Source organism: Lederbergia graminis (assembly GCF_042655485.1).
GTDB lineage: Bacteria > Bacillota > Bacilli > Bacillales > Bacillaceae_C > Lederbergia > Lederbergia graminis.
In genome coordinates this window covers 18,247-32,572 of the sequence record NZ_JBHSMC010000029.1, presented here as the reverse complement: position 1 = coordinate 32,572, position 14,326 = coordinate 18,247, and the positions used below count along the sequence as shown (strand labels likewise).

General features: G+C 34.9%; 17 protein-coding genes. 16 read left to right on the top strand and 1 reads right to left on the bottom strand.

Going from position 1 to position 14,326, the window contains the following annotated elements:
• Positions 1-60: 60 nt before the first annotated feature.
• Positions 61-732 carry a deoxyribose-phosphate aldolase gene (gene deoC, locus ACFPM4_RS18200; RefSeq protein ID WP_382354953.1) on the top strand — a complete coding sequence of 224 codons (672 nt, stop codon included), beginning with the start codon at positions 61-63 and terminating at the stop codon, positions 730-732.
• Here deoC and ACFPM4_RS18195 read toward each other — a convergent pair.
• Positions 729-1,646: a Na/Pi symporter gene (locus tag ACFPM4_RS18195; protein WP_382354950.1), complete on the bottom strand. Its 918-nt coding sequence runs from the start codon at positions 1,644-1,646 to the stop codon at positions 729-731. The genes deoC and ACFPM4_RS18195 overlap by 4 nt on opposite strands.
• 202 nt (positions 1,647-1,848) lie before the next feature.
• Here ACFPM4_RS18195 and rpsU point away from each other — a divergent pair, with 202 nt between their 5' ends.
• The 15 genes from rpsU (at position 1,849) to recO (ending at position 14,063) form a co-directional block, all read left to right on the top strand.
• Complete coding sequence (gene rpsU, locus ACFPM4_RS18190) at positions 1,849-2,022, top strand: 30S ribosomal protein S21 (RefSeq protein WP_039238310.1); 174 nt, start codon at positions 1,849-1,851, stop codon at positions 2,020-2,022.
• Positions 2,023-2,037: 15 nt separating this feature from the next.
• On the top strand, positions 2,038-2,484 hold the full coding sequence (locus ACFPM4_RS18185) for a GatB/YqeY domain-containing protein (protein WP_382354947.1): 447 nt from the start codon (positions 2,038-2,040) through the stop codon (positions 2,482-2,484).
• Positions 2,485-2,631: 147 nt separating this feature from the next.
• Positions 2,632-3,915 carry an NfeD family protein gene (locus tag ACFPM4_RS18180; RefSeq protein WP_382355329.1) on the top strand — a complete coding sequence of 428 codons (1,284 nt, stop codon included), beginning with the start codon at positions 2,632-2,634 and terminating at the stop codon, positions 3,913-3,915.
• Positions 3,916-3,938: 23 nt separating this feature from the next.
• Positions 3,939-4,949 carry a flotillin-like protein FloA gene (gene floA / locus ACFPM4_RS18175; protein WP_144920418.1) on the top strand — a complete coding sequence of 337 codons (1,011 nt, stop codon included), beginning with the start codon at positions 3,939-3,941 and terminating at the stop codon, positions 4,947-4,949.
• Between the two features lie 34 nt (positions 4,950-4,983).
• Positions 4,984-5,451: a hypothetical protein gene (locus ACFPM4_RS18170; RefSeq protein WP_382354944.1), complete on the top strand. Its 468-nt coding sequence runs from the start codon at positions 4,984-4,986 to the stop codon at positions 5,449-5,451.
• 86 nt (positions 5,452-5,537) lie between these two features.
• Positions 5,538-5,822: a sporulation protein YqfC gene (gene yqfC / locus ACFPM4_RS18165; RefSeq protein WP_144920422.1), complete on the top strand. Its 285-nt coding sequence runs from the start codon at positions 5,538-5,540 to the stop codon at positions 5,820-5,822.
• 12 nt (positions 5,823-5,834) lie between these two features.
• Entirely contained in the window at positions 5,835-7,019 is a 1,185-nt protein-coding gene (gene yqfD / locus ACFPM4_RS18160; protein ID WP_382354940.1) for a sporulation protein YqfD, read from the top strand.
• 3 nt (positions 7,020-7,022) lie between these two features.
• Positions 7,023-7,994 carry a PhoH family protein gene (locus ACFPM4_RS18155; RefSeq protein WP_382354937.1) on the top strand — a complete coding sequence of 324 codons (972 nt, stop codon included), beginning with the start codon at positions 7,023-7,025 and terminating at the stop codon, positions 7,992-7,994.
• A gap of 171 nt (positions 7,995-8,165) precedes the next feature.
• The gene (locus tag ACFPM4_RS18150) at positions 8,166-10,355 is read left to right on the top strand and encodes an HD family phosphohydrolase (RefSeq protein ID WP_382354934.1); all 2,190 of its coding nucleotides are present in this window, start codon (positions 8,166-8,168) and stop codon (positions 10,353-10,355) included.
• Positions 10,339-10,809, top strand: coding sequence for an rRNA maturation RNase YbeY (gene ybeY, locus ACFPM4_RS18145; RefSeq protein WP_382354931.1), 471 nt, complete (start codon positions 10,339-10,341; stop codon positions 10,807-10,809). Before ACFPM4_RS18150 ends, ybeY begins: the two co-directional genes overlap by 17 nt.
• On the top strand, positions 10,793-11,188 hold the full coding sequence (locus tag ACFPM4_RS18140; RefSeq protein ID WP_382354928.1) for a diacylglycerol kinase: 396 nt from the start codon (positions 10,793-10,795) through the stop codon (positions 11,186-11,188). Before ybeY ends, ACFPM4_RS18140 begins: the two co-directional genes overlap by 17 nt.
• Positions 11,189-11,710: 522 nt before the next feature.
• The gene (locus ACFPM4_RS18135) at positions 11,711-12,109 is read left to right on the top strand and encodes a cytidine deaminase (RefSeq protein WP_382354925.1); all 399 of its coding nucleotides are present in this window, start codon (positions 11,711-11,713) and stop codon (positions 12,107-12,109) included.
• Positions 12,102-13,010 carry a GTPase Era gene (gene era, locus ACFPM4_RS18130; protein WP_144920435.1) on the top strand — a complete coding sequence of 303 codons (909 nt, stop codon included), beginning with the start codon at positions 12,102-12,104 and terminating at the stop codon, positions 13,008-13,010. The genes ACFPM4_RS18135 and era overlap by 8 nt, the downstream gene beginning before the upstream one ends.
• Before the next feature lie 97 nt (positions 13,011-13,107).
• Positions 13,108-13,251, top strand: coding sequence for a YqzL family protein (locus ACFPM4_RS18125; protein ID WP_144920437.1), 144 nt, complete (start codon positions 13,108-13,110; stop codon positions 13,249-13,251).
• A 56-nt stretch (positions 13,252-13,307) separates the two neighbouring features.
• The gene (gene recO, locus ACFPM4_RS18120; RefSeq protein ID WP_382354920.1) at positions 13,308-14,063 is read left to right on the top strand and encodes a DNA repair protein RecO; all 756 of its coding nucleotides are present in this window, start codon (positions 13,308-13,310) and stop codon (positions 14,061-14,063) included.
• The last annotated feature ends 263 nt before the right edge of the window (positions 14,064-14,326 follow it).

Below are 14,326 nucleotides of genomic sequence, written 5' to 3'. Positions count from 1 at the left end.
TATTTTAAAGATGGAAATGATAAGATATAAAAATAAATTTAACTTAAAGGAGTTACATATATGACGAACAATATCGCTTCTTATATCGACCATACATTATTGAAAGCTGATGCAACGAAAGAAGATATTAAGAAAATCTGTGAAGAGGCTAAACAATACAAGTTTGCGTCTGTTTGTGTTAATCCCACATGGGTCAAATTTGCTAGCTCACTATTAGGTGATTCAGATGTGAAAGTTTGTACCGTAATCGGATTTCCATTAGGTGCAAATACGACCGAAACAAAAGAGTTTGAAGCTAAAAATGCAATTGAGAATGGCGCTACTGAAATTGACATGGTAATCAACATAGGTGCTCTGAAAGCGAAACAAAATGATGAAGTGAAGCAGGATATATCAAGGGTTTGTACTGTTGCGAAAGGTAAAGCACTAGTAAAAGTTATCATTGAAACTTCATTGTTATCGAATGAAGAAAAAGAAAGAGCGTGTGAAATATCCAAACAAGCTGGTGCTGACTTTGTCAAAACATCTACTGGCTTCTCAACAGGTGGTGCGACAATAGAAGATGTTCAACTGATGAGAAGAATTGTTGGAAATGACATTGGCGTAAAAGCATCAGGGGGAGTACGTAATTTAGAAGATCTCCGTAACATGATTGATGCTGGTGCAAGTAGAATTGGAGCAAGTGCAGGTGTTGCTATTATGCAAGGATTGACTGCTGAGACTAATTATTAACGTCGACCATGGAATTTGATAATAAGTCTCCCAAATTGCTCTGCAAAAGGTAGTACAAGCAATGAACAGAGCACATTATAAATTACACTAGCATGTGCTAGTTGGGTTGCTGGTGATTGAGCAACCCAACTAGAAATATATGCTAAGAAAGAAACAAAAGGTATAAATATCACAGCTCCACCAATATTTAACCATAAATGGGCAAATGCTGTTAAACTTGCTTCTCTTCCTGCCCCAATAGCTGCTAATAATGCAGTTGCACATGTTCCAATATTTGCTCCAATCATAATGGCGATACTTGATTCAAGCGTAATGGTACCAGTCATTAAGAAACTCATGGCAATTCCCGTCATAACCGTACTTGACTGTACAATTGCTGTTAATACTGTTCCAACTAAAAAAGCTAATAATAAATGCTTGCTCATTAGACCAAGAAATTGTTGTATATATTCAATTTGTGCAAAAGGTTCGGAAATCCACACAAATCCATTCATCGCAGTAAAAATAATTCCTATACCTAAAAAAATAAAACTATAACTTCTAAACTTGTTAAAGAATTGTAGGAAAATCCCAATGAGAAAGAATGGGATAATATAATTTGTAATATCAAAAGTAAAAAATTGTAATGTTATCGTTGTGCCTATATTCGTCCCTAATATGATTCCAATTGTTTGCGGAAAAGTTAGTATTCTAGCTGAAACTAATCCTACTGTAATAACTGTAACAGCAGAACTACTCTGAAGAATGACTGTCATTATGATACCGGCAATCGTGCCGTTAATAGGTGTAGTTGTTACTCTTTGCAACATTTCTTTCATTTTTGTACCGGATAAATTAAATAAACCAATTCGTAACCATGTCATACCTAATAAAAAACAAAACGCCAAAATAATTGCAAAGAATATATATAGCATGTCCTCTCCTCCTTTTATAATATATGGACAAAGTTAAGAGGAGATGAATATTATATACATATATATCTTGAAAAATAATGTATATTGGGTCATTTAGAATAAAGATTGTTGACCTAAGAAAGTCATTATATTATAATTGCAAGGTACACGGTCATCCATGTATGAACATGTTATTGCTATGTTCGGAGGGAGGGAAAGAGAGATGTCAAAAACAGTTGTTCGTAAAAACGAATCGCTTGAAGATGCTCTTCGTCGCTTCAAACGTACAGTTTCTAAAACGGGAACTCTACAAGAATACAGAAAGCGCGAATTTTATGAAAAGCCAAGCGTAAAACGTAAGAAAAAATCAGAAGCTGCTAGAAAGCGCAAGTTCTAAAAGAGGTGCTAAACAATGGGTCTTCTTGGGCGTTTAAATGAAGATATGAAACAAGCGATGAAAAATAAAGAAAAAGATAAGCTCTCAGTCGTTCGAATGCTTAAAGCAGCCTTGCAGAATGAGTCGATTAAGCTTGGGAAGCAAGAATTGTCCGAAGAAGAAGAGTTGACAGTCCTTTCTCGCGAAGTAAAGCAACGCAAAGACTCCCTCCAGGAATTTGAAAAAGCAGGTCGAGATGATCTCGTCCAGAAAATTCAAAGCGAACTTGAATATGTAAATATATATATGCCAGAGCAACTTTCAGAAGATGAAGTTTCAGCAATTGTTAAAAGTGCAATTGCTGAAACTGGAGCAACTTCAAAAAGTGATATGGGCAAGGTTATGGGTGTTCTAATGCCTAAGGTCAAAGGAAAAGCAGATGGATCACTTGTAAGCAAACTTGTCCAACGGCATTTATCGTAATCTGCAGTCAAAAAAGTCGATGAGCAAAAGCTTATCGACTTTTATTTATATTAGGATTTTTTTTTGAATCCTTTTAGTTGTGTTGTACGTATTATAGGTACAGTTTTCTCAATAAGGGGGAGGTATTGATTGAGACGAATATTTATAATGTTCTGCATTCTAACAGCTGCATTTCTGTCTATTTTACCTGTTTATGCAGAGAGTAATGATGCAAATATTTATGTTCTTTCGATTCGTGAGGATATTGCCAAAGGACTTCATCCTTACTTAGAGAGAGGTATTAAGGAAGCAGAAGAAAATGATGCAGATTTAATTATTTTTGATATGCATACAAACGGTGGGTCAGTTGATGCTGCAACTGATATTGCAAATACGATAAGGAATACGGATATCAAAACGATAACATTCATAAATTCTAAAGCTATTTCTGCTGGTTCTTATATTGCATTGCATACTGATGAAATCTATATGACAGGAAATGCTACGATGGGTGCTTCAGCTATTATAGATCAATCCGGTAATACAGCAGGAGAAAAGGCTGATAGTATGTGGATTTCTTCTATGGCTGGTGCAGCAAAACACAGCGGTCGAGATCCTGAAATAGCAAAGGCAATGGCAACACCTGATATAGATTTGCCAGAATTAAAGAAAAATGGGAAGTTACTAACTCTTGATGCAGAACAGGCATTAAAGGTTGGTTACTCTGAAGGAACAGTTCATGATCTTGACGATTTATTAACTAAAATAGGGTATGAAAATGCAAAAGTAAGTAAAATAGATACAACTTTTTCAGAGGAACTTGCCCAATTTATTACAAATCCCATTGTCGTGCCAATTCTATTATCAATTGCTAGCTTAGGATTAGTTTTGGAGTTATATTCCCCTGGATTCGGTTTGCCTGGTGGGATGGGCTTAAGTGCATTGCTTTTATTCTTTTATGGCCATTATATTGCAGGTCTAGCAGGCTATGAATCCATTGTATTATTTGTTTTAGGAATTATTTTAATAGCTGCAGAATTCTTTCTCCCTGGAGGAATTGCTGGTATACTTGGTTCAGTAGCAATAATAGGGAGTATGCTGATGGCAGGAGCAAATGTCGTTCATATGGCAATTTCAATTATAATAGCATTATTCCTATCGATATTATTGTCCATCATTATGATAAAGGTGTTTGGTAAACGTATGAACATATTTAGAAAACTTATTTTAACTGACTCAACTAGTACAGAAAGTGGATATGTATCAAACGTAAATCGGCTGGAACTCATCGGTAGAGAAGGTATTACTATTACCGATTTAAGACCATCAGGTACTGTTAAAATAGAAGATGAGCGTCTTGATGTAGTTGCAGAGGGTAGCTTTGTAGAAAAAAATACGAAAGTAAAAGTAATTAAGGTAGAAGGTTCTCGTATAGTGGTACGTGAGCTTTAATATATGATAGAGGAGGAACATAGATGCCAACAGAACTAGGACCAGAAACAATTTTCTTATTAGTTGCTATTGTGATTGGTATTATTGTATTAGCGATATTATTTACATTTGTACCGATTGGGCTCTGGATATCTGCAATTGCAGCAGGAGTAAAAATAGGGATTTTCACACTGATTGGGATGCGATTAAGAAGGGTTATACCTGGAAGAGTTGTGAATCCGCTCATTAAAGCCCATAAAGCGGGAATAAATGTCGCTACCAACCAGCTTGAGAGTCATTACCTTGCAGGAGGTAATGTCGACCGCGTAGTTAATGCATTAATTGCTGCACAACGCGCTAACATTGAGCTTACATTCGAAAGGGCAGCTGCAATTGACTTAGCTGGTCGGGATGTACTTGAAGCCGTACAAATGAGTGTTAATCCAAAAGTTATCGAAACACCATTTATTGCGGGTGTTGCGATGGACGGTATTGAAGTTAAAGCGAAAGCACGTATTACTGTTCGTGCAAATATTGATCGCCTAGTCGGTGGTGCAGGTGAAGATACGGTAATCGCACGTGTCGGTGAAGGTGTCGTTTCCACAATCGGATCTAGTGAGAATCATAAGAAAGTACTAGAAAATCCGGATATGATTTCTAGAACAGTTCTAACAAAAGGGTTAGATTCAGGTACTGCATTTGAAATTTTATCCATCGATATTGCAGATGTGGATATTGGTAAAAACATTGGTGCTCATCTACAAACAGATCAAGCAGAAGCAGATAAGAAAATTGCTCAAGCGAAAGCAGAAGAAAGAAGAGCAATGGCTGTTGCAAATGAACAAGAGATGAAGGCACGTGTTGAAGAAATGCGTGCAAAAGTAGTGGAAGCAGAAGCCGAAGTTCCTTTGGCAATGGCTGAAGCATTAAAATCAGGAAAACTTGGAGTAATGGATTATTATTCCTTGAAAAATATTGACGCTGATACTGATATGCGCGACTCAATTGGTAAAATGACGAAACCGAAGGATGGCAATAACAACAAGCAACAATAAATCGGAACTTGTTTTATGAAAGGGGTGTTAACCCTTGGAACAGTTTATTATTTTCATTATTATAGCGGTTGTTTCATTTCTTTTTAATCGAAATAATAAAAATCAACAAAATGAAGGAAAACAATATAAAAATCCGCAACCAAGACCGAATGTTCCATCTCCACAAACATCTAATGAACAACGACAACAAACAATGCGACCTGTTCAAAAGGAATTACGAGATTGGACGGAAAATAAAAATAGTACGCCAAGAAATGAGAATACCGAAGCAACTTCTCCTTTTGAGCGCAAAAGAGAAGAATTAGCATTAAAGATGGAAAAATTAAAGCAAGAAGAAGAGAAGTTGAAAAAAGAAGCGGATATATTTAGTCACCAAGTCGAACGGATAAAAACACATCCGAAACTTGCACTTCGATTTTCGCAGGAGGATGTATTAAACGGGATTGTTATGTCAGAGGTTTTAGGTCCGCCTAAATCCCGGAAGCCTTATCAAAGAAGGTAAATAAACAAACATATAATTATGCGAGGAATTTTGTTATGAAACCCTCTTTCCACTCATACATATGAGAGGAAAGGGGGTTCTTTTTTATGGCAAAAAAATGGGCTAACAAGGTAAAAAAATGGATGACCAACAAAATGGAACTTCCTGCCGATGTGATGATGGATTTCCCAAGAGTAACCGTAGTTGGGCAGTTCCATGTTTATATAGAAAACCATAAAGGACTTCTCGTCTTTAAGGACAATGAACTAAGACTGCTATTGAAGCAGGGACAACTACTTATTAAAGGTTCAGCCTTCGTGATTAAAACGATTCTTCCAGAGGAAATTTTATTAGAAGGAAAAATTGATGAAGTAATTTATATAAATGAATAGGGAGTGTCATGATTGAAAAACAAATGGACAACATTTTTCTTAGGTCGCGTTCTTATAAGATTAGAAGGAAGAGGGATAGAAAGATTATTAAATAAATTCACTCAAGCAGGGATTAGTACTTGGAATATTAAAAGGAAGAAATCAGGAGCGGTTTATTTTTTTATTGCACTTCCAGATTTACATAAGGTTAGAAAAGCAGTAAGAAAAAGCGATTGTACCATTTCCTTTAAACGTGGGGAGGGTGTTCCCTTCCTCTGGAAAAGGGCCCTTCAAAATAGTGGTTTTTTAGTTGGTATCTTATTTTTCTTCCTCGTCGCAGGAATACTTTCTAATATTACATGGGGAATACAAGTGGAAGGAGCAGATCCTGAAACTGAACATCAAATCAGAAAAGAACTTGCAACTCTCGGTGTAAAAGTAGGAACTCCCCATATTTTTAGTGACAGACCAAATATGATTCAAAAAAAGTTAACAGAGAAAATTGATAATATAACATGGATTGGAGTCGAATTAAAAGGGACAACCTATCAGTTCCAAGTTGTTCAAAAGACGGAACCGAAGCAACAGGTGGAAAAAAGTCCGGGTCATTTAATTGCCAGTAAAAAGGCTGTAATTTCGCATATGTTCGTAGAGAGAGGAAAGCCGATGGTGAAAATTAATCAATTTGTTGATAAAGGACAACTTCTCGTATCAGGAGCAATTGGTAAGGAAGAAGAAATGATGGTTGTAGCAGAAGGGAAAGTCTGGGGTAAAACGTGGTATAAAACAACGGTGGAGTTTCCTTTAGATTCATCATTGCGTGTATTTACAGGGAAAGAAAAGAAAAAACATGCACTTGTATTTGGGAAATTTTCATTACCTGTTTGGGGATTTGGTAAAGCAGATTACACTCAATCTGAAACAGAAATAGAGAAACATGATTTATTCTTTCTAGGGTGGAAACTTCCCTTTGATTATGCAGAAATAACTACTCGAGAAAAAGAAAATTATCAAAGATCATTATCAGAGGAAGAAGCAATTGCTGCTGCAAAAAAATTTGCTCGTGAAGATATTAAAAAACATATTCCTGTGGATGCTAAGATAGATGAAGAATATATTTTGCAAGAGAAGGTAGAGAATGGTAAAGTAAAATTAACCATAAATTTTCAGGTGATTGAAAATATTGCAGAAGAAAAACCTATCATCCAAGGAGATTAGTAAATGTCAGAAGAACAAGTTACTGTGAAAATTGAATTAGAAAGTCCTAACGAGGCTTTTGTATTATTTGGAAATGCTGATATTCATTTAAAGTTATTAGAAGAAAGTTTTAATGTCACAATTGTAACACGTGGAGAAACCGTTAATGTTTCTGGTGAAGTACAAGCAGTTGAAAACACAACTGAAACAATTAGACAGTTACAAAGGGTTATTAGAAAAGGTGTCCATATTAGTGAACGTGATGTCGAATATGCCTCTCGGTTAACAAAAGAAAATCGTCCAGAATTCTTCTCTGAGTTATTTGAAAAAGAAATAGCAAGGAATACGAAGGGAAAAGCGATACATGTTAAAACAGTTGGACAATTAGAATATATCGAAGCAATAAGAAAAAAGGACCTAGTATTTGGTATCGGTCCTGCGGGTACAGGTAAAACATATCTAGCTGTAGTAATGGCTGTGAACGCATTGAAAAATAATAAAGTAGATAAGATTATATTAACACGCCCAGCAATTGAAGCAGGGGAAAGCCTAGGGTTCTTACCTGGGGATTTAAAGGAAAAAGTAGACCCTTACTTAAGGCCGTTATATGATGCCTTACATGATGTATTAGGAGCAGAACATACACAAAGGTTGATTGATCGTGAAACAATCGAAATTGCACCATTAGCTTATATGCGTGGTAGAACATTAGATAATGCCTTTGTCATTCTGGATGAAGCCCAAAATACTACACAAGCACAAATGAAAATGTTCCTAACGAGGTTAGGATTTGGATCCAAGATGGTACTAACTGGTGATTCCACACAAGTTGATTTACCTAGAGGTGTAAAGTCTGGATTAGTGGCAGCGGAAGTTGTTTTGAAGTATGTCTCAGGTATTTCGTTTATACACCTAACTTCTACTGATGTAGTCCGTCATCCACTTGTTGGAAGAATCATTGAAGCATACGAAAATAATGATGTATTACAAAACTAGTCATATGTCTGAAAATAACCTTCTACAGCTTCTTTTTCATAGCTATAGAGGTTGTTTTTTTCATTTTTCTTCTTTTTTCCATTAATAAACCAGTTTTTAGTGTATTTCATATGAAAACCTGCTATCATTTTAAATAATATAATAAGTGTAAATACGAGTATGGAGGTCCTTATGAACTTTCAATCCTACATAAATAAAATTAGATCCTTTATTAGTTATAAGGTGTTTACAAGCCTCATTTATTTGATACTAGCAGCGTTAGTTTTATTTATTCTATATCATAATGTAAAGCCTGAAACTTACGAAGTGAATTCTCTATCTATTGCTGAAAAAACAATTCGTTCTCCTCGTACAGTAGTAGATGAATTAAAAACAGCAGAAGCGAAAGAGCTTGCTGCTGAAGAGGTTGGAAAAGCGTACGTTTACAAAAAAGAAATGGGTCAAAATCGTGTTTCCTTAATTGCGTCCATATTTGATTTTGTGGAAGAAACAAATAGGGAAATTACTAAATCCTCCCAAGAAATTGATCCGTCAGATGTAAATAAAATTGAATCCGTATTAGCCATTGAAAATCGTTTAAAAGTATTAAAATCAAAATTAAATGAAAACATATCAGAAGATGTGACTAAATCAATATCTAACGAAACATTAATAACATTATTAAATGCTGATCAAACGAATTTACAAAAAATGCGTGAGGTAGTTATAACGCAAGTCGAAGCAACGATGGCAGAGAAAATTCGTGAAGAGGATATTGATAATGCAAAGAATAGGCTAGAAGATAGTATAACAGAGATAGGGCTGTCATCTGCTGTAGAAAAAGCAGCTGCCGAACTAGGAAAATATGCTGTAGTAGCAAATGACTTGTACGACCCTGAACTAACAGAAGAAAGAAGAAAGCAAGCAATGGAAGAAGTAGAACCTATACGGATTTTACAAGGTCAAATTATTGTTCAAGAAGGTCATTTTATTGATAAAGAAATTTATAGACAACTTGAAATGCTCGGATTACTCAAAAGTAATCCAAGTTCAAAACCGCTTTTCGGAGTTGCGCTTTTCGTTCTATTAACAATTGGGACAATATATTTTACCTTTGTGCGTTTAGGCTTTTCAAATGAAAAGAAACAAAATTATCTTCTATTAACTAGTTTAATATTTATGATTTCGCTTGTAATTATGCAAATAATTAAAATGATGGAAGATACTAATATTAATGGGATTGCATTTATTATTCCGGCAGCTGTTGCACCAATGCTTATTAAAATCCTAATAAATGAACGTTTTGCATTAATCATGACGATAATATTATCAGCATGTGGAAGTATTGTGTTCAGTGATGGGATATCTGGTGCAATAGATATTGAAATTGCTTTATATATATTATTTAGTGGTCTTGCGAGCATATTATTTATCCCTAGACGCAATGAAAGAAGCCATATTTTAAAAGCTGGATTATTCGTTGCAATCATTAATATATTAGTTATTTTGTTTTTAATTTTAGTTGGAGGCGGCCAGTTCTCTACGGCAGAGTATATTTATTATTTTATATATGCTATTGTTTCTGGATTACTTTCGTCCGTACTAACGATAGGTCTTTTACCATTTTTAGAGGCTGGGTTTGGCATTTTATCTACTATGAGATTAATTGAATTATCAAACCCGAATCATCCGCTATTAAAGAAATTATTAACAGAAACTCCTGGAACGTATCACCATAGCGTTATGGTTGCGAATTTAGCTGAGTCAGCATGTGAAGCAATTGGTGCAAATGGTTTGTTAGCACGGGTAGGATGTTACTACCATGATGTTGGAAAAACGAAAAGACCACCGTTTTTTATTGAAAATCAGGTGAATATTGAGAACCCACATGATCGATTACCACCTGAAACAAGTAAGGATATTATTATTGCGCATGCGACAGATGGTGCACGTGAATTAAGAAAGCATAAATTACCAAAAGAGATTGTTGATATCGCTGAACAACATCATGGTACATCATTATTGAAATACTTCTACTATAAGGCAAAAGAAAAGAATCCTGATGTCTTAGAAAAAGATTTTCGTTATCCAGGACCAAAGCCGCAAACAAGAGAAGCAGCAATTATTAGTTTAGCCGATAGTGTGGAAGCAGCGGTACGATCCATGGCAAATCCGACTCAAGAGGAAATACGTTCGCTTGTAAATAAAATTGTTCAAGATAAGCTACAAGATAATCAGTTTGATGAATGTGATTTAACATTAAAGGAACTTAAAATCGTGACAGAAGGTTTCTGTGAGACATTAAATGGTATATTCCATTCACGGATTGAATATCCAGACTTTAAACAACAGAAGGTGATAACAGATGGCGCTTCAACTTGACATGATAGATGAAACAGAGCATTTATCAGAGGAAACATTACATTTAGTTGAAAATATTCTCCAATATGCAGCTGAAATCGAAAAGATAGAAGAGGATGCAGAACTTTCCGTTACTTTTGTGACGAATAATGCCATCCAAGAAATAAATAAATCATATCGCGGAAAAGATTATGCTACTGATGTAATATCATTTGCATTAGAGGAACTCGGCGAGGACGAAATTATAATAAAGGGTGTGGAAATGCCTCGGTTTTTAGGAGACATCATTATTTCTATTGAAAAAGCCCAGGAACAAGCAGCCGAATATGGACACTCTTTTGACCGCGAAATTGGATTTTTAGCAGTGCATGGATTTTTACATTTACTTGGCTATGATCATATGAATGAAGAAGATGAGAAAAAAATGTTTACTAAGCAAAATGAAATACTAGAAGGTTATGGCCTTGGAAGATAAAAAAACATTCTCCATAATACGTCTCAAGTCTGCATTTAAATATGCCTTTCAAGGGATAAAATATGCGAGTACTGTGGAAAAAAATTTTAAGATCCATCTATTATGTGCTGTATTGGTATTATTTGTTTCCGCTTTTTTGGGATTGCAGGCGGTGGAATGGCTGTTTATCATCATCTCCATTTTTGGAGTAATGGCACTTGAACTTATAAATTCAGCGATTGAGCGAGTAGTGGATTTATCTACAACGGAAATCCATCCTTTAGCAAAACAAGCTAAAGATTTAGCTGCCGCAGCTGTACTTGTATATGCAATAATGGCTGTGATTATAGGAATCATTATACTAGGGCCAAAGTTAATACAGCTGATATTCAATCATTAAATAGTCTGGTACAAATGAATATAGATGGCAAGGCCGAACTATGGATGAATTAATTCAATATAGTTCGGCTATTTTTATGATCTTTGCTGGTACAAATGATATTTAGTGAATGTTTTTTTTGATTTGGAAACAATTCTGAGGCACGGATTAACTTAGATGCACTTTACTGGTGCTTTGACCATCACTATGACATTGTTTCGCGAATCAACTAATATTTGCCACTTGGTCTGGAAGATGTATCCAAAAATTAGCTTGAATCGGAAAAAGACCATATATGAGTAAAATAGAAGAGGTAGACCGATGAATCATTAGATTCTCTTTTTAAAAATGAATCAAAACACATACATTTATCCCTAGCTTCTTTTTATAATTTGAAACTAAAGAGTGAGTACGATAAAATAACATTACATGAAAAGGGATGAAAGTAGTAAATATTGTAATTATCTAAAAACTTTTTGAAAAAGTGATAACTTTTCATTCGAAATGTAGTAAAATAAAATATATAAAGGTAGATGAAAAAATATGAATATGGAACAACTGATCCAAGAAGCAAGAACAGCAAGAGAAAAAGCATATGTCCCTTATTCTAATTTCCCAGTGGGTGCAGCACTTATTACAAAAAATGGTGAAGTCTATCATGGATGCAACATTGAGAATGCATCGTTTGGCTTGACTAATTGTGCTGAGCGGACGGCACTGTTTAAAGCGCTTTCAGAAGGGGAAAAAGACTTTTCAATGCTAGCTGTCATTGCGGATTCAGCAAGACCAGTTCCGCCATGTGGCTCATGTCGACAAGTAATAGCGGAACATTGCCCAAAAGATATGAAAGTGGTTTTAACTAACTTAAATGGGGAAATAAAAACAATAACAGTAGCAGAATTATTACCATTTGCATTTTCTTCGGAGGATTTACATGAATAATGATAACTTTAAATCTGGATTTATCTCTATCATAGGTAGACCGAATGTAGGGAAATCCACTTTCTTAAATCGAGTAATTGGGCAAAAAATCGCAATTATGAGTGATAAGCCACAAACCACTAGAAATAAAGTACAAGGGGTACTAACAACAGATGATGCTCAATTAATATTTATCGATACACCAGGAATTCATAAACCAAAACATAAACTTGGCGATTTTATGATGAAAATAGCCATTAACACATTGAAAGAAGTAGATCTAATCTTATTTATGATCAATGCTGAGGAAGGGTATGGGCGTGGAGATGAATTTATCATTGAGAAATTAAAAGGACTAACTACACCAGTCTTTTTAGTTGTAAATAAAATAGATCAGGTTAATCCAGACGCTCTTCTAAGCATTATTGATCATTATAAAGATTTGTATTCATTTGCAGAGATTATTCCAATCTCTGCATTGGAAGGCAATAATATAGACCGACTTCTTTCGCAAATAAAAGATCGCCTTGATGTTGGCCCGCAATTTTACCCTGCAGATCAGGTTACAGACCACCCTGAAAGGTTTATTGTTTCAGAGTTAATCAGGGAGAAGGCGCTACATTTAACGCGCGAGGAAATACCTCATTCATTAGCAGTATTAATAGATAAAATGGAACAAAAAACAAACCAAGATGTCGTCCATGTTATGGCAACAATCATTGTCGAACGTGATTCTCAAAAAGGGATTGTCATCGGCAAACAAGGAAAAATGCTTAAGCAAATAGGTAGTCTTGCTAGGACGGATATTGAAAATTTACTGGGGTCGAAAGTGTTTCTAGAATTATGGGTAAAAGTTCAAAAGGATTGGAGAAATAAAGCATTTCACCTCCGTGATTACGGATTTAAAGAAGATGAGTATTAACTTTTTTACAAATTTTGTCCAGTATTGTTCAGTCATATGGTGAAAAAATAGTATTGAAATACAATTATGCTCCAAACAATTGAAAGGCGGGATGAAAATGTATGAATTCACGTGGAAAGTTTTTAAAGAGACGGGAAGTGTTGATACGTACCTGCTTCTAAAGGAACTTGAAAAAGAAGAACATATCGATATTCTGCCAAATGTAGAAAGCTCAAATGAAATAGATTACCCAGTAACTTGAAATTATGCCCCGTATGCAGTCCAAGATTACTGTATTAAAGGGGTTGAAACTGTAAAATGATAAATAAATTAGAAGGTATTGTCATAAGAACTACAGATTATGGTGAATCAAACAAAATAATCACCCTTTTTACAAGGGAGGCTGGGAAAATAGCAGGAATGGCTAGAGGGGCGAAAAAACCAAGCAGTCGTCTTGCTAGTAGTTCCCAGCTCTTTACATATGGTTATTTCGTAATACAAGGTGGTAATCGAGGATTAGGTATCTTACAACAAGGCGAAATGATATCATCTTATCGATCTATTCGTGAAGATTTGTTTAAGACAGCTTATGCCACCTATATTGTTGAATTACTTGATAAAAGTACGAATGATAAAGAAACAAATCCTTATTTATTCGAATTGTTAATGCAAAGTCTAAATTATATAAATGAAGAGTATGATCCTGATATAATAACGAATATTTTTGAAATGAAAATGCTCAATGTACTAGGATTATATCCAGAACTAAACAAATGTGCTATTTGTGGAAATACAGAAGCACATTTTGGATTTTCTATAAAAGAAAATGGATTAATATGTCATCTTTGTTATGAGAATGATCCACATTATTTTCCAATTTCACCCCATACTGTGAAATTACTAAGAGTATTTTATTTGTTAGATATACATCGTCTTGGTTCTATTTCAGTGAAAGAAAAAACAAAAAAAGAATTACGTGATGTAATATCAACATATTATGAAGAATATTCGGGTTTATACTTGAAGTCCAAACGATTTTTACAACAATTAGATTCATTGCGTGATAAAATCTAGTAATAAACATTGACTTTTTCTGTTAGTTAGTCTATTTTGTGTTATAGAAGAATTTAATATATATCTGCAGAGATAGAAAAGAGTAGCTGATTGTTCTCCATTTATAGCGAGCCTGGGATAGTGAAAGCCAGTGTATTGGAAGGTCAGTGAAGGCATTCTGGAGCAGTACAATAGAAAGTTGGCTACAATGTAGCAAATAGGGTGGAACCGCGGGTAACTCTCGTCCCTATGCTTTTATGAAAGCATAGAGACGGGAGTTTTTT